At 68.5% G+C, this 20,361-nt stretch carries 17 protein-coding genes and 1 pseudogene; 2 read left to right on the forward strand and 16 right to left on the reverse strand.

Annotated features, from left to right (window positions below; translation table 11 throughout):
- The first annotated feature begins 73 nt into the window (after nucleotides 1-73).
- Nucleotides 74-1,075 (forward strand): AraC family transcriptional regulator, encoded by a 1,002-nt coding sequence (locus tag B4M62_RS10250; RefSeq protein WP_290707329.1) that lies wholly within the window; start codon nucleotides 74-76, stop codon nucleotides 1,073-1,075.
- Between the two features lie 15 nt (nucleotides 1,076-1,090).
- Here the strand turns inward: B4M62_RS10250 and B4M62_RS10255 are convergent, their stop codons facing one another.
- The 12 genes and pseudogenes from B4M62_RS10255 to B4M62_RS10310 all read right to left on the reverse strand — a co-directional run.
- A complete protein-coding gene (locus B4M62_RS10255) occupies nucleotides 1,091-2,176 on the reverse strand; it encodes an amidohydrolase family protein (protein ID WP_290707331.1) in 1,086 nt (361 codons plus the stop codon).
- An 8-nt stretch (nucleotides 2,177-2,184) separates the two neighbouring features.
- The gene (gene ffh / locus B4M62_RS10260) at nucleotides 2,185-3,747 is read right to left on the reverse strand and encodes a signal recognition particle protein (RefSeq protein WP_290707333.1); all 1,563 of its coding nucleotides are present in this window, start codon (nucleotides 3,745-3,747) and stop codon (nucleotides 2,185-2,187) included.
- A gap of 13 nt (nucleotides 3,748-3,760) precedes the next feature.
- Nucleotides 3,761-6,199 (reverse strand): [protein-PII] uridylyltransferase, encoded by a 2,439-nt coding sequence (locus B4M62_RS10265; protein ID WP_290707335.1) that lies wholly within the window; start codon nucleotides 6,197-6,199, stop codon nucleotides 3,761-3,763.
- Between the two features lie 31 nt (nucleotides 6,200-6,230).
- Complete coding sequence (locus tag B4M62_RS10270) at nucleotides 6,231-6,569, reverse strand: P-II family nitrogen regulator (protein WP_290707337.1); 339 nt, start codon at nucleotides 6,567-6,569, stop codon at nucleotides 6,231-6,233.
- A gap of 42 nt (nucleotides 6,570-6,611) precedes the next feature.
- Nucleotides 6,612-7,952: an ammonium transporter gene (locus tag B4M62_RS10275; protein ID WP_290707455.1), complete on the reverse strand. Its 1,341-nt coding sequence runs from the start codon at nucleotides 7,950-7,952 to the stop codon at nucleotides 6,612-6,614.
- 258 nt (nucleotides 7,953-8,210) lie between these two features.
- The gene (gene ftsY, locus B4M62_RS10280; protein WP_290707339.1) at nucleotides 8,211-9,464 is read right to left on the reverse strand and encodes a signal recognition particle-docking protein FtsY; all 1,254 of its coding nucleotides are present in this window, start codon (nucleotides 9,462-9,464) and stop codon (nucleotides 8,211-8,213) included.
- Between the two features lie 10 nt (nucleotides 9,465-9,474).
- Complete coding sequence (gene smc / locus B4M62_RS10285; RefSeq protein WP_290707341.1) at nucleotides 9,475-13,089, reverse strand: chromosome segregation protein SMC; 3,615 nt, start codon at nucleotides 13,087-13,089, stop codon at nucleotides 9,475-9,477.
- A 19-nt stretch (nucleotides 13,090-13,108) separates the two neighbouring features.
- Complete coding sequence (locus B4M62_RS10290; RefSeq protein ID WP_290707343.1) at nucleotides 13,109-13,390, reverse strand: acylphosphatase; 282 nt, start codon at nucleotides 13,388-13,390, stop codon at nucleotides 13,109-13,111.
- Between the two features lie 7 nt (nucleotides 13,391-13,397).
- Nucleotides 13,398-13,805, reverse strand: coding sequence for an OsmC family protein (locus B4M62_RS10295; RefSeq protein ID WP_290707345.1), 408 nt, complete (start codon nucleotides 13,803-13,805; stop codon nucleotides 13,398-13,400).
- 175 nt (nucleotides 13,806-13,980) lie between these two features.
- On the reverse strand, nucleotides 13,981-14,283 hold the full coding sequence (locus B4M62_RS10300; protein WP_290707347.1) for a hypothetical protein: 303 nt from the start codon (nucleotides 14,281-14,283) through the stop codon (nucleotides 13,981-13,983).
- Nucleotides 14,284-14,655: 372 nt separating this feature from the next.
- A complete protein-coding gene (locus B4M62_RS10305) occupies nucleotides 14,656-15,309 on the reverse strand; it encodes a hypothetical protein (protein WP_290707349.1) in 654 nt (217 codons plus the stop codon).
- A 250-nt stretch (nucleotides 15,310-15,559) separates the two neighbouring features.
- Nucleotides 15,560-15,724, reverse strand: a pseudogene (locus tag B4M62_RS10310) (zinc finger domain-containing protein); the annotation flags it as partial.
- 439 nt (nucleotides 15,725-16,163) lie between these two features.
- Here B4M62_RS10310 and B4M62_RS10315 point away from each other — a divergent pair.
- On the forward strand, nucleotides 16,164-17,162 hold the full coding sequence (locus B4M62_RS10315) for an HNH endonuclease (protein WP_290707351.1): 999 nt from the start codon (nucleotides 16,164-16,166) through the stop codon (nucleotides 17,160-17,162).
- A gap of 52 nt (nucleotides 17,163-17,214) precedes the next feature.
- Here B4M62_RS10315 and mutM read toward each other — a convergent pair whose 3' ends face one another.
- From mutM to B4M62_RS10335, 4 genes are read right to left on the reverse strand one after another with little or no spacing between them, the layout of a single operon-like run.
- The gene (gene mutM / locus B4M62_RS10320; RefSeq protein ID WP_290707353.1) at nucleotides 17,215-18,105 is read right to left on the reverse strand and encodes a bifunctional DNA-formamidopyrimidine glycosylase/DNA-(apurinic or apyrimidinic site) lyase; all 891 of its coding nucleotides are present in this window, start codon (nucleotides 18,103-18,105) and stop codon (nucleotides 17,215-17,217) included.
- Entirely contained in the window at nucleotides 18,098-18,838 is a 741-nt protein-coding gene (gene rnc / locus B4M62_RS10325) for a ribonuclease III (RefSeq protein WP_290707355.1), read from the reverse strand. The genes mutM and rnc overlap by 8 nt, the downstream gene beginning before the upstream one ends.
- Entirely contained in the window at nucleotides 18,825-19,397 is a 573-nt protein-coding gene (locus tag B4M62_RS10330) for a DUF177 domain-containing protein (RefSeq protein WP_344716709.1), read from the reverse strand. Before B4M62_RS10330 ends, rnc begins: the two co-directional genes overlap by 14 nt.
- Nucleotides 19,398-19,443: 46 nt before the next feature.
- A complete protein-coding gene (locus B4M62_RS10335; protein WP_290707359.1) occupies nucleotides 19,444-20,229 on the reverse strand; it encodes a DivIVA domain-containing protein in 786 nt (261 codons plus the stop codon).
- Between the last annotated feature and the right edge of the window lie 132 nt (nucleotides 20,230-20,361).

A 20,361-nucleotide genomic window follows, 5' to 3' on the forward strand; every position in this document is an offset into this window, starting at 1 on the left:
TGGTACGACCGTCCCACCGCCCCTCAGCGGCCCATACTTGACATTTGCGGACATCGTCCTAGGCTGCGTGAACATGTCGGATGCCCGCGCAACCGCGTTGTCGAACTTTCCCGAAGTCGTCCGCGAAGCCGGCGGCCACCCGGACGAACTACTGGTGGCGGCCGGGATCGATCCCGCCCTCGTCGGCCGCCCCGACGCACACATCCCCCTGGGCCGGGCCGTCGCCGTGCTGGAGACCGCCGCCACCTCGACGGCCACACCCGATTTGGGGCGGCGCCTCGCGCGGCGGCAGGGCATCGAGATCCTTGGACCCGTCGGCGTGGCCGCTCAATCAGCCCGCACCGTCGCCGATGCTCTGTCGATCTTCGAGGAGTTCGTCACGATCCACAGTTCGGGTATCGGCTTCACCGTCAGCGGCGCTACCGCAACCGGTAACTGCCAGCTGACCTACGAGATCGTCGACCCTGAAGTGCCGGTGACGCCGCAGCATGCCGAACTGGCCCTCGGGGTCATTCTGCGCGTCGTCCACCAGCTGATCAGCGAGCTATACCGGCCAGTACTGGTGCTCCTGCCGCACGAGCCACTGGTTCCGGTATCCGACTACGTCCACTATTTCGGCTGCCCGGTCCGCTTCAGCGCGCCGGTGATCGCCATGACCATCCGCGAAATCGACCTGCGGCGCCCGCTGGCCCAGGATGAGGTTGCCCACCGGGTCGCGGTGGGCTACCTGCACAGTCTGCTCGCGACCGACCCCGGTGCGGTTACTGCGACCCGCGCCCTGATCCGCCAGCTACTACCCACCGGCCGGGTGAGTCTCGTTCTCGTCGCCACCCAGCTGCGAATGCACCCGAAAACGCTCCAGCGGCGCCTCGCCGAGTCTGGGCTCACCTTCGCGGCGATGGTCGACGGCATCCGGCGCGACACGGCGCGGCGACTGTTGCGCGATACCACGATGCCGGTGGCGCGGGTGGCACATGAGCTGGGCTATGCCGATCAGAGCGTGCTCACCCGGTCCTGTCGCCGGTGGTTTGGCGCCGGGCCGACCGCATACCGCAAACGGCGGACGACCGGATAGGGCAGGGAAATGCGGCTATACCACCGGGATCCCGGCGCAGATGATCTCGCGCGGGCGACGCAGCGTCGATAGATCCTCGCGCGGATCGGCGTCGAGCACGAGCACGTCGGCCCGATCACCGTCGTCGAACACCCCGGCACCCAGCCAGCGCCGCGCACCGGCGCTGGCGGCGTCGAGCGCCGCGCCCGCAGGCATGCCGAGCGCCACGAGCGCGTCGACTTCGTCGACGATTCGCCCGTGCTCGACAAAGCCGCCCGCGTCGGTCCCCGCAAAGATCCGCACCCCCGCCTCGCGCGCTGCCGCCAGCACCTCACCGGCACGCGCATACAGCCCGAGCATGTTCGCCTGATAGCGCGGGAATCGATCGGCACCGTCGGCGATACCCGGAAAGTTCTCCACCTGGATCATCGTCGGAACCAGCGCCGTGTCGCGCCGGACCATCTCGTCGATGAGGTCGCCGGTCAGACCGGTTCCATGTTCGATGCAGTCGAAACCGGCACCGATCAGGTCGGGCAGTGCGTCATAGCCGAACACGTGCGCGGTGATCCTTGCGCCGGCGTCGTGAGCGGCCGCGACGGCCGTATCAAGTTGGGTCCGGGTCCACAGCGGGGCGAGATCGCCCGCGTCCCGATCGATCCAGTCGCCGACGATCTTGACCCAGCCGTCCCCCGCCGACGCCTGCCGTGCGACTTCGGTGGCGAGTTCGTCGGGATCGGCGAGGTCGACACCATAGCCGCGCAGGTAGCGCTTGGGGCGCGCGATGTGTTTGCCCGACCGGATGAACTGCGGGCACCGCGGATCGTCGTCAAGCCGGTGAGTGTCCAGGGGTGAGCCGACTTCGCGGATCAGCGTCGTCCCCGCGGCGACATCGGCATAGGCGAACGCGCGCGCCTGCTCAATAGTGACACCGAGCCCGGGCGCGATACCGACGTGGTTGTGGGCGTCGACCAGTCCGGGAAGCAGCCAGCCGTCGTCGACGACAGATGTGGCGTTGGGGACGGAATCGGTGACGAACCTACCGTCGACGATCCAGCGGTCGAGCCGCTCCCCGGTCAGCGCATCGCGCCCACCGATGTGCAGGGCGCCGCCCTCGCCGGCCACGTCTGGGCCTACTTCTTCTTGCTGTGCGGGGCGAATTGGGAGAAGTCGATGTCGGCGAGGCCCGGCGGCAACTCGTCGAGCCCGGGCGGCATCGACGACAGGTCGGGCATACCGCCGAACCCACCCGGGGGCATTCCGGGGAATCCGCCGCGGGCCTTCGGCGGCGTCGGGCCGCGGCCGCGGCCCTTGCCCTTCTTGCCCTTCTTGCGGGTGTTCTTGCGGCTGCCGCCGGGGCCGCCCAGCCGGCCGGTCATCGCCGCCATCTGCTTGCGCGCCTCGAAGAATCGGTCGACGAGCTGGTTGACCTCCGAGACCGACACCCCCGAGCCGTTGGCGATGCGCAGCCGTCGTGAACCGTTGATGATCTTGGGATCGGCCCGTTCGGCCGGTGTCATGCCGCGGATGATGGCCTGCACGCGGTCGAGCTGTGAATCGTCGACCTGCGCGAGGGCATCTTTCATCTGTCCCGCACCGGGCAGCATGCCGAGCAGGTTTCCAATGGGTCCCATCTTGCGAATCATCAGCATTTGCTGCAGGAAGTCCTCCAGCGTCAGCTCGCCGCCCATGATCTTGGTCGCGGCCTCTTCCGCCTGCTTGGCGTCCCAATGCTCCTCGGCCTGCTCGATCAGCGACAACACGTCGCCCATGCCGAGGATCCGACTGGCCATCCGGTCGGGGTGGAAGACGTCGAAGTCCTCGAGCTTCTCACCGGTCGACGCGAACAGGATGGGCGCTCCGGTCACCTCCCGGACGCTGAGCGCGGCACCGCCGCGGGCATCGCCGTCGAGCTTGGTCAATACGACACCGGTGAAGCCGACACCCTCGGCGAAGGCCTGCGCGGTGGTCACCGCGTCCTGGCCGATCATCGCGTCGACAACGAAGAGGACCTCGTCGGGATCGGTCGCCGCGCGCACATCCGCGGCCTGCCGCATCAACTCGTCGTCGACGCCGAGTCGGCCGGCGGTGTCGATGATGACCGTGTCGAAGTGGCTGGCGCGGGCGTGTTCGACGCCGCCGCGCGCGACCTCGACCGGGTCGCCGGCGGAGACCCCCATCTCCCCTTCGCCGCCCACACTGGTACCCGGCTGGGGGGCGTACACCGGCACGCCGGCCCGTTCGCCGACGACTTGCAGCTGATTGACGGCCCCGGGGCGCTGGAGGTCGCACGCCACGAGAAGGGGGGTGTGACCTTGCTTTCCGAGCCACGCAGCGAGCTTGCCCGCCAACGTGGTCTTACCGGCACCCTGCAGGCCGGCAAGCATGATCACCGTGGGCGGTGTCTTGGCCAGTGCGATCCGGCGGGTCTCGCCACCGAGGATGCTGACGAGCTCCTCATTGACGATCTTGACCACCTGTTGCGCCGGATTGAGCGCACCGGAGACTTCCGCACCCTTCGCCCGCGTCTTGATGCGGTCGACGAACGTCCGCACGACGGGCAGGGCGACGTCGGCTTCCAGGAGTGCGAGCCGGATCTCGCGGGCCGTCGCGTCGATATCGGAATCAGTCAGGCGGCCTTTGCCGCGCAGGTCTTTGAGCGCACCGGTCAACCGGTCGGACAGCGAGTCAAACATGGCGTCCAGTCTTTCACATTCCGGTGGCGGTCCCCGCCTCGCCGGGCGCGACGCCTCCGGGCAGCGCGCAGGCCCCGCCCACCTGCTCGGCGATGAGCCGGCGGCGCCGCTCGTCGACCGCCGACTCCCACGTCAGCGCGAAGGTGTCGACGACGGTCCCGCCGAGCGTGGTGACCGACGCCCAGCGAATCGATCCGCCGTTCCGCTCGATCACCGACGACACCGCCGACAGCAGCCCGGGCCGATCCGTCGCGCGCACCTCCATCGTTGCGATGTCGTCCTGCACCCAGCGGACGATCGGCGGGGCGAGAACCGCCTGCCCCGGCACACCGTCGCGCCCGGCGGCGGGGCGGGGCCCCGAGCGCATCGCCGCCAACCTGGCCTCAACGTCGATCGCCCCGGTCCGCGCGCCGACCAGGCGCTGGCGCAACAGGCCGACCGCCGGCGGGTCGCCATAGAACGGTGCGACGGTGAACGTGTTAATCGCCCGGTCGTCGACCGAGCGGACCGTGGCCTGCAGGACGCGCAGGTTGGAGAACGCGAGCACCCCGGCCATCTTGGCCAACAGGCCCGGCGAATCCGGTGCCGCCATCGTCACCTCGAATCGGTAAGCCTGATCGGTGGGTGCGATCTCGACGACGACCTCGTCACCGCTGAAGCGCGCCACCTCCTCGGCCGAGAGCGGCGCCGGTTCGACGACGTCGAGGCCGGCGATCGTCATCGCCGTGTTGGCGACGAGCCTGGCCGTCAGCGTCTGTTTCCAGTCACTCCAGACGCCCGGACCGGTGGCCAGCGCGTCTGCCTGCGCGAGCGCGCCGAGGATCTCGAGTAGAACCGGGCTGCCGCCGACCTTGGCCGCCACATAGTCGGCCGTTTGCGGGTCATCGACGTCACGGCGGGCAATGGTGCGCGCCAACAGGAGATGGTGGGTGACGATGTCTGCGAGCAGGTCGACCTCGCTCGGCCACAGGCCGAGTCGGGTCCCGATGACGCGGGCCATCCGGGCGCCCGTCTCGCTGTGGTCGCCGCCCCGGCCCTTGCCGATGTCGTGCACCAGGGCGCCGAGGAGCAGCAGGTCGGGCCGCGACACGCGAGTGGTGAGCGGCGCGGCGCGCGCGACTGTCTCGAGCAGGTGCCGGTCCACCGTCCAGACGTGCACGGCGTCGCGGGGCGGCAGATCTCGCACGAAGTCCCACTCGGGGAAAAGTCGGCCCCACAGCCCCATCCGGTCCAGCGCTTCGACCGGCGCCAGCATGGCCGGTCCGGTGGCGAGCAGGTCGAGCAGACTATCGCGGGTGGCGCTCGGCCAGGTGCCGCGAATTTCGGGGGAATAGTCGGCGAGCCGGTGCAGCGTCGAACTGGAGATCGGCAACCCCGAGCGAGCGGCGGCCGCCCCCACGCGCAGGACCAGCCCAGCATCCTGACTGGGTAGCGCGTCGCGCGCCAACACGACCTCCCCCGCGTGCTCGACGACCCCTTCGTCCAGTGGCCGCCGCGTCGGGATCAGCGCCCGCACCGACAGTCCGCGACGCGGAGTGGCGCCGCGGGCGGTGCGCAGGCCGACGTCGACGGCGTAGCTGATGGTGCGCGCCTCGTCGGAGATGAGCCGTGACAGCGCGAACCGGTCACCCAGGTTCAGCGCCACCGCGATCTCGTCGGCGTCCTGGGCGCGCAGCTGTTCGCGTCCCCGGCCGGCCACCCGGTGCAATTCGGTTCGGACGTCGAGCAGCCGACGATAGGCGGTGCCCAGTCCCCCGCCGGGAGCGCTGTCGCCGGCGAGCCGCAAACCGTCGGTGAGGTGCGCGAGCGCCAGCGCGTTGAGCAACTGGACGTCCCGCAGTCCGCCTCGGCCATTCTTGACATCGGGTTCGCTGCGGTGGGCGACCTCGCCGGCCCGCGCCCAGCGCTGCTCCGCGTGCTCGATCAGCTGCGGCAGGCGTCGCGGCGCCTCCTTGCGCCACTGTTGACGAATCTCGCCGATCATGAGATCAGACAGGTCCTCGTCCCCGGCGATGTGCCGGGCGTCGAGCAGTCCGAGCGCGGCCGACAGGTCCTCCCGGGCGACGCCGAGCGCATCGGGAACCGTCCGCACACTGTGGTCGAGGCCGATATTGGCATCCCAGATCGGATACCACAGCTGGTCGGCCACCGTCTGCACCCGCTCGGCCTGGTCCCCGTCGTGCAGTAGGACCAGGTCCAGATCGGAGTACGGCAGCATCTCCCCGCGTGCCAGCCCGCCGACGGCCACCACCGCGAAGCCGCCGGCAGTGCTCAGCCCTGCCCGGGTGGCCGCACCGATCAGCCACAACTCGAACAGATCGCCCAGTGCCCGGCGCAGCGCCGCCGCGTCGGGGACTGGCCGTTTGTCCGGCCCGAGCCGGGGATTTCCGATCAGCGCTGCCCGCGCCCGGGTCAGGGCGGCGGCCGGGTTGGTGGTCGGTTCCGCGCTCATCGCTTGCGCCCAGCCGCCCCGGCCCCGAGGGCTAGAGCGCCTCCGGTCCGCGTTCGCCGGTGCGCACGCGCACCACGGATTCCACCGGTGACACCCACACCTTGCCGTCGCCAATCTTTCCGGTGCGCGCGGCGTCGACAATGGTGTCCACCACCGAGTCGACGATCGCGTCGTCGACGACGACCTCGATGCGCACCTTCGGCACGAAGTCCACCGAGTACTCCGCGCCGCGGTACACCTCGGTGTGCCCCTTCTGTCGGCCGTAGCCCTGGACTTCGCTGACGGTCATGCCGACGATCCCGGACTGCTCCAGCCCCGCCTTGATGTCCTCCAAGGTGAATGGTTTGACGATTGCGGTAATCAGTTTCATCTGTGTTAGTCCCTCTCGGTCCCTGTTCAGCCTAGTTGTGGGTCATGCCAAGTCGTAGGCGGTCTCGGCGTGTGACGATTCGTCGATACCGTTCATCTCGTCCTCGGGGCTGATCCGCCAGCCCAGCGGCTTGAGGATGAGCGCGATGATCGCCGTCATGATGCCGGTGAACACGAGCGCTGCCAGCGCGATCACCGTCTGTACGGCCAGCTGCTTGAGATCGTGGCCGTAGAGCAGCCCCGACTCCTTGGCCAGCAGGCCGATCCCGATGGTGCCCCAGAGTCCGGAGACGAGGTGAACGCCGACGACGTCGAGTGAGTCGTCGTAGCCCAGTTTGGTCTTCAGCGAGATGGCCAGCGCCGAGAGCACACCGGCGACGCCGCCGAGGGCGATCGAGCCGACCGGAGTCAGGGCGGCACACGCTGGGGTGATGGCGACGAGACCCGCCACGATTCCCGAGGCCGCGCCGACGCTCGTCGGGTGGCGGTCGCGAATCCATTCCACCGCGAGCCAGCCGACCATTGCAGCGGCGGTGGCGACGGTCGTGTTGACCCAGACCAGCCCGGCGTTGCCGTTCGCGGCGAGTTCAGATCCCGCGTTGAAACCGAACCAGCCGAACCACAGCAGGGCGGCGCCGAGCATGACGAACGGGATGTTGTGCGGCCGGTAGGCCATCTTCCCGAAGCCGCGGCGCGCCCCGATGATCAAGACGAGGACGAGGGCGGCCATTCCGGCGTTGATGTGGACCACGGTGCCACCGGCGAAGTCGATCGGTGCCACTGCCGCGGCGTCCCCGGCCTGATTCTTGCCGAACAGGGCCGCGGCCAGTCCGTTGGGCGAATCCGATAGCACTCCCCCACCCCACACCATGTGAGCCAGCGGGAAGTAGACCAGCGTCGCCCAGATCGCCGAGAACACCAGCCAGGTACCGAAGGACACGCGCTCGGCGAGGGCACCGCTGATCAGCGCGACCGCGATCACCGCGAATGTCAGCTGGAATGCGAGAAAGACGATCGCGGGGATGGAACTGCCCGCGCCGGCCATCACGGTGTGGGTGGCGTCGCCAACTGTCCGGGTCTGCATCAGTTGATCGGACCCGAAGAGGCTGAAGGGATTCGCGATCACCCCGGCGATGTCCGAGCCGCCGGTGATCTTGTTGCCGAAGGACATCGAGAAGCCCCACAGCACGTAGATGATGCCGACCACGCCGATCGACCCGAACGACATCATCATCATGTTCAGTACAGATTTTCCGCGCGAGAGACCGCCATAGAAGAAGGCCAGCGCGGGTGTCATCAGCAGCACCAGGGATGCGCTGATCAGAATCCACGACGTGTCGCCGGTATCAGCAGTACCGAACACATTGTCCGGCAGTGCCATCATGGTTTGTGCCACCACGGGCCGTCCTCCTTGCTCTCACTCAGCTGGGTGTTCCAGTGATGAGACATAGAGTGCTAGTCCGCTGTTTCTGCCGCGGTGCCCGCCGTGTTTCGCCGCGGTGAACGCTGCCATCGGTGGTGTTTCGGTCGCGTTACGTGGATCAGGCCCCCGAACCGCGAATGGCGGTGCGGATCGCCCCAGCACCCAAGCGAGCAGGTCGCGGACGACGAACCCCGTGACACCGGGGCAAGGCCAACGGCGCTACAGCAGCGCGTCGACAAAGGCTGCCGGGTCGAACGGCGCCAGGTCGTCGGCGCCCTCGCCGAGGCCGACCAGTTTGACCGGCACCCCGAGCTCCTCCTGGACGGCGAAGACGATGCCGCCCTTGGCGGTGCCGTCGAGTTTGGTCAGCACGACGCCGGTGATGTCGACGACTTCGGCGAACACCCGGGCCTGGGTGAGCCCGTTCTGCCCGATGGTGGCATCGAGCACCAGCAGCACCTCATCGACGGCGGCCTTCTTCTCCACGACGCGCTTGACCTTGTCCAGCTCATCCATCAAGCCGGTCTTGGTGTGCAGGCGCCCGGCGGTGTCGACGATGACGACGTCCACACCGGTATCGATGCCGCTCGCCACCGCATCGAAGGCGACCGAGGCGGGGTCGGCGCCGGTTTTGCCTCGCACGGTGTCCGCTCCGACGCGCTCCCCCCAGGTCTGCAGCTGATCGGCGGCAGCGGCACGGAACGTATCGGCCGCTCCCAGCAGCACCCGCCGGCCGTCGGCGACCAGGACGCGGGCCAGCTTGCCGGTGGTGGTGGTCTTGCCGGTGCCGTTGACGCCGACGACCAGCACGACCGCTGGGCGGCCGTCGTGCGGCAGGGCGTTGACGGCACGGTCGAGCCCGGGGTGCAGCTGCTCGGTGAGGACGCGCTTGAGTAGTGCCCGAGCCGCCTGGGGATCGCGGACGGTCTGGACCGCGAGTTCGCCGCGCAGCTTGTCGGTGATCGCCATGGTGGCCGCGGTGCCCACGTCCGCCATCAGCAGTGTGTCCTCGATCTGCTCCCAGGAGTCTTCGTCGAGGTCGCCGCCGCCGAGCAGTCCGAGCACGCTCGTGCCCAGTGCCCCTTGCGACCGGGCGAGGCGGCCGCGCAGCCTGCCCAACCGGCCGGCGGTCGGGGCGATCTGATCGAGCTGGCGCTCGGCGGGCGGTTCGGCAACCAGGTCGCCGAGTCCGGTGCTCAGGTCGGCAGCATCGACTGGCACCGCGACCGGCGCTGCAGTCGCAGGCTCATCGACCGGGTCCGCCGGCCGGTCCAGCGTGGCAGTGTCACCGCCCGAACCGAAGTCGAAGCCGGCCCGGGTCTGGTAGCCGCCCGCTGCCGGCGACGACTCGACGGCCTTGTCCACCGCAGACCCGAGCGAGACGCGGCGACGGCGCGCAAGGACCAGGCCGAGCGCGAGGATCGCCAGGAGTGCGACGACGACAACGATTCCGATGATGACCGGAGTTTCCAAGACTGTTCCCTTAATCTGCGGAGCTGTTGATCAGGTTCTGCCCGCGCAGGCGCTGCGAGATCACCTGGGTGATCCCGTCGCCGCGCATACTGACACCGTAGAGGGCGTCGGCGACTTCCATCGTGGGCTTCTGGTGGGTGATAACGATGAGCTGCGACCGCTCCCGCAGCTCCTCGAACAGGCCGATGAGCCGCTGCAGGTTGGTATCGTCGAGCGCCGCCTCGACCTCGTCCATGACGTAGAACGGCGACGGACGCGCGCGGAAGATGGCCACGAGCATGGCAACGGCGGTCAGCGACTTCTCGCCACCGGACAACAGCGACAGGCGCTTGACCTTCTTGCCCGGCGGACGCGCTTCCACCTCGACGCCGGTCGCCAGCATGTCTGCTGGATCAGTCAGCACCAGCCGGCCCTCGCCGCCGGGGAACAGCCGGCCGAATACGCCGGAGAATTCCCGCTCAACATCGGCGTAGGCCTGCGCAAACACCTCGAGGATGCGCGCGTCGACATCCTCGACGACCTGCAGCAGGTCCGCCCGAGCGGCCTTCACGTCTTCGAGCTGTGCGGACAGGAAGTTGTAGCGCTCCTCGAGTGCGGCGAACTCCTCGAGTGCCAGCGGATTCACCTTGCCGAGCGTGGTGAGGTCCTTCTGCGCCTGTTTGGCCCGCCGTTCCTGCGTGGCGCGGTCGTAGGGCATCGGGGCCGGCGCGACGACGAGTTCGCCGCGCGACTTGGCGTCCTCGTATTCGGCCACTTCCAGGGCCGACGGCGGCATCGGCACGTCCGGCCCGTACTCGGCGATCAGGTCGTCGGAATTGATCGCGAACTGTTCGGCGATCTGCTCCTCGAGCTGCTCGATGCGCATCGCCGCCTGCGCCTTGGCCATTTCGTCGCGATGCACGGCATCACGCAGCCCGTCGAGTTGGGCAGTCAATCGGCCGACCTGTGTCTTCAGTTCGGCAACGGCGGCGGTGTGCTCGGTGCGGACCGTCTCGAGGTGGTCGCGTGCGGCCTGGGCGCGCTCGACGGCACCGGCGAGCCGGCTTGCGACAGCCGCGCCAGACTCGGCAACGGCGGCGGCCACGGTGGCTGAGTGTCGGCGTGCGGCGTCGGCGCGGCGCGCCCGCTCGCGGGCCTCGCGCTCTTGGCGGGCGGCGCGCCGCAGACCGTCTGCCCGGCCGCGGACCGACGCCAGCCGCTCCTCCGCGGTGCGCAGCGTCAACCGGGCCTCCACCTCGGCCGCCCGGACGGCGGCGACCGCCTGTCCGGCCGCGGTGCGCCGGCCGTCGTCGACTGCCGCGCCACCCTCGGCTGTTGGTTCTTCGCGGGCGATTCGGAGGCGCTCGGACAGCGCGGCCAGCCGTTCGACCGTGTCGGCGTGACCTTCTTCGGCGAGCTGACGCTGGCGGGTGAGACGGTCCGCCTCGTCCTGCGCGGCCCGAATGTCCTGGCCCAATCGTGCGAGGTGCTCATAGGCGGCCCCCAGCGACGAATCCGACTCGTGCAGGGCAGCCAGCGCCTCATCGGCGGCTTCGCGGCGATCGACCTGTTCGGTGAGCGCGCCGGATAGCGCCGCGCTCAACTCTTCGGCGGTGCGACTGGCCTGCGCCAGTTCGGCGGTTGCCGCGTCGATCGCGGACTGCACCTCGAGACTCGACGTTCGCCGCGACGATCCGCCTTCGACGGCCGCGGCGGTGATGCGGTCTCCGGCAGCGGTGACAACGGACAGGGCGGGATGCTCGGCGACCAGCGCGCTACCCACTGCGGTGGGGTCGGCGACGTCGGCGCCGAGGAGGACAACGCCGTCGAGGAGGGTGTCGATGGCGCCGCGGATCGACGCCGGACAGGTGACGGCGGCGCGTGCCCAGCGCGCCCCGGTCGGCAGCGCGACGGCCGCCGGGGGCGGGAGGGGCCGCAAGCCGCCGACCAGGAGTGCCGCCCGACCACCGTCACCGGCTTTCAGCGCCTCCACGGCGCGGGCGGCCGCCAGGGCATCGACGGTCGCGATCGCGTCGACGGTCGGCCCCAGGGCGCCCGCAACGCCGGTCTCGAATCCTGCGTCGACGGTGAGCAGATCCGAGACCGGCGCCAGCAGTCCTTCGGCAGCGCGCTCCAACAGCCACGCCCCGCCGTCGTTGCGCTCCAAGCCCACTGCCAACGCCTCGATCCGGGCGGTGAGGGAGGCGATTCGTTGTTCTGCTTCGCGCTCCTGACCGCGCAGCGCCTCAACCCGCTCGTCGGCGTCGGTGGCCGCGGCCGTCCAGCGCTCGTGGTGCTCGTCGAGGCCCTGCTCGGCCGCTTCCAACTCGGCCACCGAGGCCGAAACGGCGTCCATCTCGGACTGTGCTTTGGCCGCACGCTCGGCGGCGGCTGCGATCGCCCCGGACAACCGGGATGTCTCGGCATCGACCGAATCGGCTCGGGTGGTCAGATTCGCGACCTCTCCTTCGAGGCGGGCCAGGCCCTCCCGACGATCGGCGACGGCGGCCATGGCGGCCGTGTGGGCGCGCTCCACCGCATCGGCGTGGGTCTCTGCTGCGACGAGCCGCTCCTTGACCTCACCGAGCGCGGTGCCGGTCTGCTCGACCCGGGCCGCGAGTTCGGCCTCCTGCTCGGCGGCCCGTTGTGCCTGCGCCTCGAGTTCCTCGGGATCGGGGCCGGTCGCAACCGTCGTCGGGGTCGCCAAATGCTTGCTGCGCTCGGCGGCGACGCGGATCGTCGCATCGATCCGTTCCGCCAGTGCGGACAACCGGAACCAGCCCTGGCCGGCGGTCTGCGCCGCTGGTTCGATCTCGGCGAGCTGTGCGTCCCGGCCGGCGAGCCTGCTGGTTGCGGCGTCGAGGGCCGCGGCCACCTCGGACTGCTGGCGGCGAATGGTGTCCTCCAGCGCAGACTGTTCGGCCATCTCGGTTCGACGCGCCACCAGGTCGTCGGCGGCCAGGCGCAGGCGGGCGTCACGCAGGTCCGCTTGGACCGTGGCGGCCCGGCGGGCGACGTCGGCCTGCCGGCCCAGCGGTTTGAGTTGGCGCCGCAGCTCGGAGGTGAGGTCGGTCAGCCTGGCCAGGTTCGCCTGCATCGAGTCCAGCTTGCGGACGGCCTTCTCTTTGCGCTTGCGGTGTTTGAGGACACCGGCGGCCTCTTCGATGAAGGCCCGACGGTCCTCCGGGCGCGACTCGAGTATCGCCGCGAGCCGTCCCTGCCCGACGATGACGTGCATCTCACGGCCGATACCCGAGTCGCTGAGCAACTCCTGGACGTCCATCAGTCGGCAGGATTGGCCGTTGATCTCGTACTCGCCGGCACCGTCGCGGAACATGCGCCGCGTGATCGACACCTCGGCGTAGTCGATGGGCAGCGCGCCGTCGGAATTGTCGATGGTCAACGTGACCTCGGCACGACCCAACGGGGGTCGCCCAGACGTCCCGGCGAAGATGACGTCCTCCATCTTGCCGCCGCGCAGCGTCTTCGCGCCCTGCTCCCCCATGACCCAGGCGAGCGCGTCGACGACATTCGACTTCCCCGACCCGTTGGGACCCACCACACAGGTGATCCCGGGCTCAAAACGCAGCGTCGTGGCCGACGCGAACGACTTGAACCCTTTCAGAGTCAGGGATTTCAGATGCACGACCGTACAGACTACCTATCTAGCGTTCGACAAATCCGCGGAGTTCGCCGCGTGCCGGATCGAATCGCTCGACGACGGTGTCGACGCGACCGGGGGTGTCCGGCCCGCGCAGGAAGGCCAGCAGCTGCTCGAGCTCGGCGTGCGGGCCCTCGGCCACGACGTGCACTCGGCCGTCGGCGAGGTTCGCCGCGTAGCCGACGAGCCCCAGCTCGAGTGCGCGCACCCGTGTTGACCAGCGGAATCCGACACCCTGGACGTGACCGTGCACAAACGCGCTGAGCCGCTGCGGCGATGGGTGCACGGCCGGATCAATCCGTCTCGATGGTGAGGTTGACCTGGGTGCCGGCCTTCAAGGTGCGCCCGACGGTGCAGCTCCGGTCGATGGCGCGTTGCGCGACGACGAGAAGGCGCTGCACGGCGTCGGCATCGAGTTCAGAGAGGTCGAGTTGGAGAGTCTCGTCGAGAACCGGGTACGTCTCCGTCGCGCGGTCAGCCGTGCCACTCACCCGGACCGTCGCGTCGTAGTCGTCGCCGAGTCGGCGGGCCAGCGGCACATCCGATGCCATGCCGCTGCAGGCGGCCAGCGCGATCTTCAGCAACTCGCCCGGCGTGAAGACGCCCTCGACGTCTTCGGAGCCGACCTGGACGCTCGCCCCGCGCGAGCTGTGCCCGACGTAACGCCGCGGGCCGGTGCGCTGTACCCAAAGTTCGGTCATGGTTCCATTCAACACGCCCGTGGCGCGTACTGGCTCATCCGCTACTCGCGCTCGCCGGACTCACCGGGGCCGCGTTGGGTCCAGGCGCTGGTGCCGGACCCGGATCCGGATCCGGCGACCCGGAAGACCTTCGCGCCCATACGGGTCGAGTTCCCGTGCGAAGACTACGCCTGGTTCAGGTGGCGGTGCGGCGGATCAGTTCGCCGTGTTCCGCGGTGAGTGCCAGCCCGTCGAGGTTCGGGGCGTCGCCGATGAGGTGCACCGCGTCCGAGCCCTCGCCGCTGGCCCGCACGCCGCCGTCGATTCTGCAGGACCCCACGGCGCCCTCGATCTCGAGCGTGGTGACGTGCCTGCCTTCGGTGCCGAGTCGGCCCCCGATCTCCAGCGATTCGATGTTGCCGTCCGCCTTGATGCTCAGGGCGACGGCCTGCAACGTGACCTGCACGCCCTTGACGAGACTGAGGCCCTCGCCCGCCACTGGTGGTCACGTCACCGGTGACCACGAGCCGGCGCAGCGGTTTGCTGACCTGGATGCCCATCGAACCATCGCCGGTGGTGGCGATGCTGACGAACCGGGCCTCGTCCAGGCTACCGTCGTAGAGGTTGAACCCCCGTGCGCCCTTGCCGGTAGTGACGATGGGCGCCTGGACGTCGAGGAGGCCGATGGCGCCGAAGTTCACGAATCCGATGCCGCTGGGTCCGTGCGAGGTCACCGGTGCGGTCACGGTCCAGGTGCGCACAGTGCCCCAGTTGTCCAGCACCATGTCGTTCGGCCCGCGGGTGGTGACCGGGCCCGCGGAAATCACCTCGTCGACTTCGGCTCCGACAATCACGAATACGCCACCGGAGATCAGGTCCGGGGTGCCCCGGGGATGCGGCCGTCGGTGTGGATCTGACCGGTGCGCAGCTGCGTGACGTGAACGGTCCCGCCGTCCGCCGTGCCGTTCCAGTCCCCGTGGCCGCCGACGAACACCCCGGAACCGCGCACGGGCTCCTCGGCGCTGCCGGCGGAGAAATCAAGGAGCTCGGCGGTGAGCCGCACCGCCGGGTCGGCCTGCCGGTTCCACAGGGTGAACCCACCCTGGAGTGCGTCCACGCCGAACCCGTGGGGGCGGTGGTAGCGCCCACAGACATCAGCGACGACGACGTACACCGCTTCAGCCTGGATGTGACCGGAGCGCACCCGGTCCTCGGCGAGGAGCGCGATCTGGCCGCGGGTGGTGACGTTGCGCAGCGTCAGCGTTCCGAGATCGGCCACCGTGGTGTCGTTGAGGATGGCCGTCTCGTGCTCGGGTACCTCGACCACCACGTCCTCGAGGGTGTTGTCCGAGGTCAGCCGGACGCCGCGGGCCTGGAACCGCAGGGTGCCTCCGCGCAGGGTCGTCCCGGGCGGCAGCGTGATCATCGGCGAGCCGGTGATCACTCCCTCGACCTCGATCTCCGTCGCGCCCTCAATGATGGCGCTGGCCAATTCGGCCGCGTCGCGGACCGTCGTCGCTGTCATGGTTCCGACTCCTTCCCACCTGGTTGAGCCCGACAGGAGCAACGCCGATCGACGACCTTCCCAATCGCATGCCTGCCCCGGTTGCGCCGAGCCTTACCCGACCAATTCGGATCGCTCGCTCTGGAAAGCGTGAACAGGACGAAACCCGATGCTCGACGCGGATGGTGAGCGGAATGGTGGGCGCCGGCATGAGTGACCCTCCTCGATCGGTTCGGGGAGGTCATTCTGTTGGCGGCCCTACCGCCGGCGCTCAGCGGGCGGTAGCGCTCACCCGCCGTGGCGCTCGCTGACACTGCGGACAGTAGAAGGAACTTCGGTTCATGAACGATTCGCGCCGCATTGTGGTGCCGCACCGGCGACACGGAAGACCTTCGCGCCCATACGCACTGAGCTCTCGTGCGAAGTACCCCGACTGCCACAGTTTCTAGCGTTCATATCCGACATAGTCCGAGTATGACCGGGCCAAGATCGCCTATGACCGCGCCCAGCTCGACGCCCTAGAGGCTGATCCCGACCGGCGCGACCAGGAGACCGCGCCGCAGCCGCCGAGCTACGACGACGGCCGGCACCACGATGCACGAGGCGTTCGCGGACTGGGCGCGCGGGAAGCACGCGAAGCTCGCGCGCCAGGGGGCAGCCGGTCGGGAAGCTGAGCCTTAGCGAGACCGTACGACCGCCGCGCAGACAAAGCTCACCATGTCGCATCCCAACGAAGCCCTGTGCACGCGCCTCAGCGCGACCGAAGTCACGGCTACCGAGAGTGAGCAGCTCCGCCACTGTGTCGGGGGTGCTCGATAGCCTGCGAATAGACTTCACAGGTTGAAACCGCCTAGCTCTACTCAGGAGGAAGACCATTGCCCAAGTGGCTCTTTGTTACGTTGCTCATCGCGCTGCCGCTCCTTTTCGGCGCGATTCACCCGATCCTGTTCTTTCTCGCTCTCGCCGGGGTGCTGATCACGAACCCGATCATCTGGACGTACCGGAAGAACAAGTACTTCAACAGCGAGGAGTTCCAACGGCTCCGCGCTCAAATCGCATCGGTCGTCGCCGAGCACAACGAGGTCGTGAACTACGTCGCGGAGATTCGCGGCCAGGGTGCATTCGAGCTGGGCGCGTCGTCCACCGGCCAGTACGCGCACCTCGCGAACTTCGAGAACACCTCGAACTGGAACTACCAGCGTGACCGCAACGTCGCCGAATATGCGCCCCACGTTCATAACGCATCGCTTCAGGTCGTGCGTAATGCGAGCATGGATCCGATCAAGTACTTGATGAAGTACTTCGGGATCAACGCAAACCAGGAGACGCTGGCCGGCGTGCAGCGGGTGGCCGTGGACATTTCGCGGCTGGAGGAGGCCGTCGCCAATGTGCAGCGCCGCGAGGCCGAGATCGTCACGATGATGAACCCGCCCGCGTTCATCCTCCAGCGGTACGCGGACGAGTTCTGGAGCCTCGTTGGCGTGCAGCTCTCGCCGATCACGGTGCCGTACCCGAAATACAAGTTCCAGTACGTCTCCGCCGGCGGCAACAGCGGACAGACCGTAAACATCGATCTGAACACCCCGACGCTCGACGCGCTCTCTGAGACGCTCGTGCAGAAGATTCGCTGGGCGAAGTCGGCTGCCGGTCAGCGTGCGCTAATGACCGCCAGGCTGCGCGGCTGGATCAAGGACCGTGACCACCACACCTGCCAGAACCCCCGGTGTGGCGTCTCGGTCGCTATAGAGCCGAACCTGCTCCTCGAAGTCGATCACATCATCCCCGTCTCCAAAGGTGGCCTCAGCGAGCCCGAGAACCTCCAGACGCTGTGTTGGCGCTGTAACCGCACCAAGGGCGCGAAGATGCCCGCATAACTTCTCCTCTACACGCACGAGCGCCTCATTGACGGGGAACCCCGCTCGCCGGTCAGGTGCTCGGCGTGGATGGTCTCCTCTGACACCGGGGGCAGAAGTGCGAGCTGCGGTTCATGAATTGCTCGCGCACGATCGGCGTTTCACACCGATTACAAGGCTCGCCAGTCCGGCCATAAACGTCAAGGGATCGGGAAAAGTACCCCGACTCCCCGTTGACGTTGACATAGAGCTCATCGAAGGATGTTCCGCCGACGGCCAGGGCCGATGCCATGACCTCGCGCGCATGGCCCAACAACTCGACCAGCTTGGCGTGGGAGATCGAATCGGTCAGCCGGGTGCCGCGCAGCCGGGCTCGCCACAGCGATTCGTCGGCGTAGATGTTGCCGATCCCCGACACCAGCGTCTGGTCGAGCAGTGCCCGCTTGATCTCGGTTCGCTTGCCCGCCATCCGCAGTGCGACCGCATCGGCGTCAAAGGCTTGGTCGAAAGGATCAGGTGCGATGTGCGCGACAATCGAGGGAACCCGGCCGGCCCGATTGTGCGGATCTGGTACAAGTTCGTCGACCTGCCAGCCACCGAAGGTCCGCTGATCGATGAACCAGAACTCGCGAGCGCCGAGTCGCGCGCGGATTCGGAGGTGCTTGGTGGTGGTGTTCGCGTCGTCGGAGTCAACGATCCGCAGTTGCCCACTCATACCGAGATGAATGACCAGCGCCTCGTCGGAGACGCCCGCCCGGTCGGCCAAATCGAGCCACAGGTATTTGCCGCGACGACGGGCGGCGACCGCGGTCTGGCCACGCAGCCGCCCGATCAGTTCGGCCGCCCCGCCGGCCTGTCGGCGCACCGCACGGTCGTGGAGCACGGACACATCGGTGAAAGCAGCACCCACCACGTGCTTGTCGACACCGAGCCGGACGGTCTCGACTTCTGGGAGTTCAGGCACCCGGGCGCTCGGCTGACTCCCCGGTGGCGGCGTCCCGGTCGTCGAGCACCCGCCAGGCCTCCTGCGCGGCGATCTGTTCGGCCTCCTTCTTCGACCGGCCGATGCCGGTGCCGAGTTCCTCACCGCCGACGACGGCAGTCGCGGTGAACTCTTTGTCATGGTCGGGGCCGGTCGAACTGATGAGGTAGGCCGGCGGTCCGAGCAGGCGCGCCGCCGATAGCTCCTGCAACGACGTCTTCCAGTCGAGACCAGCGCCCAGCCGCCCGGCGTCGGCGACCACGTCGTCGAACAGTGCGAGGATCACCTGCCGGGTTCCGGCGAAGCCGTGCTCGAGGTAGACCGCGCCCAGTAAGGCCTCCATCCCGTCGGCCAGGATGCTGTCCTTGTCACGCCCGCCGGTCATCTCCTCGCCGCGCCCGAGATACAGGTGCCGCCCCAATCCGCCGGTTCCCAGTGTCCGCGCCAGCCGGGCCAGCGCCTGTCCGTTGACCACGCTGGCCCGGATCTTGGCCAGCTCGCCCTCGGGGCGGTCGGGATAGTCGAGGTAGAGCTTCTCGGTGATGACCACGCCGAGTACCGAATCGCCGAGGAATTCGAGTCGCTCATTGGTGGGGAGCCCGCCGTTCTCATAGGCGTACGACCGGTGGGTGAGGGCGAGGGTGAGGAGGTCGTCGTCGAGGGCGGCCCCGAGTGCGCCGAGGAGCGCCTTGGTGTCGCGCCTACCTTGAGCCATCGCCGCGATTCTCGTCGCCAATGGCGTCCAGCTTGTCGGCGAGTCCGGCCCAGCGCGGATCGATCTTCTCGTGGGAGTGGCCGGGCTCCGCCACGGCCAAGACCACGCCACAATCGGGGCAGAGGCCCTGGCAATCCGCACGGCACAGTGGTGACATGGGCAACTCCAAGCCGATCGCGTCGATGAGCGCCTGCTCGAGATCGATGTAATCGTTGTCGACCCGATGGACCTCTTCGTCGGCGGTCGTCTTGTCGGTCTCACTGTCGGGGTAGGCGTACAACTCGGTGAGGAAGACCGTGACCGTGCCCTCGATGGGCTCGAGGCAGCGTGAACACTGGCCGGCGGTCTCGCCGCACGCGGTGCCCGTCACGAGAACCCCTTCGGATACCGACTCCATCCGCAGGTCGAGATCCATCTCGGTACCCGGCTCGATAGCCACCATTTCGGTGCCGATGCGAATGGGGGTGACGACGGTGCGGTGCGACTCGATCATGCTGCCGGGTCGGCGTCCGAGCGACCTGATGTCATAGCGGAACGGTGCGTCAACTGCTTGGGCCACACCGTCACCATACGCCGGAGGCACCGCGGTCAAACGCGGCCCGCCGCTATCCCGCGAGCGGAGCCTCGCGCTGTTGCTTCTCGTCCACGGCGCGGGGGTACTCGACATAGTCGTGCGTACCGGCGCCGGTGCGCAGTTGCTGACGTCCGCGTCCGACCGAGCGCAGTGTGCCGGTGAGGATCTCCTCGAAATCGGCGAGTTTCTTGTCGACGTAAATGTCGCACTCGCCGCGCAGACGGTCGGCCTCGGCGTGTGCCGCGTCGATGACCCGCTGGGCCTCCGATTTGGCGGCCGCCACGACCTCGTCGTCGGCAACGAGGCGCTGCTGTTCGGCGATGCCGTCGGCGACCGAGCGCTCATAGTGTGCGTTGGCGTTCTCGATGATCCGCCCCGCCTCGGACCGCGCGCGGCCGGTGACCGACTCGTGCTCCCGAGCGGCGCTGGTGACGAGCCGGTGGGCTTCCTCGGTGGCGTCGGAGATCATCGAACGGCTGTGGTTCGACGCGTCGTCGACCATCCGGTCGGCGGCCGCCCGCGCCTCGGCGACCAGTCGGTCGGCTTCGGCCTGGGCGGCGGCGACCATCGCGTCGGCGTCGCCCCTCGCCTGGGCGACGGTGGAGTCGGCATTCTGCCGAGCGTTCCCGACGAGCGCGTCGCGCTGATCGAGTACGTCCTGGGCATCGTCGAGTTCGGCGGGGATGGAGCCTTTGATGTCGTCGAGCAGTTCGAGCACGTCACCGCGCGGAACCATGCAGCCCGCCGTCATCGGAACGGCGCGCGCCTCCTCCACGATCGCGACCAGCTCATCGAGGGCTTCGAATACGCGGTACACAGCAACACCCCTATCTCGCAGTGGCAGAACACCACCTCCGTGGCTTCTGTGACCATTGTGCCGAATGTTACTGATGTGATTGGGGATGCTTTTTTGGTCGGCGTGTCGGCGCCATCCACTCGGTTGCCATCC

It is taken from the genome of Gordonia sp. UBA5067, assembly GCF_002414845.1.
GTDB classification, from domain to species: Bacteria; Actinomycetota; Actinomycetes; order Mycobacteriales; family Mycobacteriaceae; genus Gordonia; species Gordonia defluvii.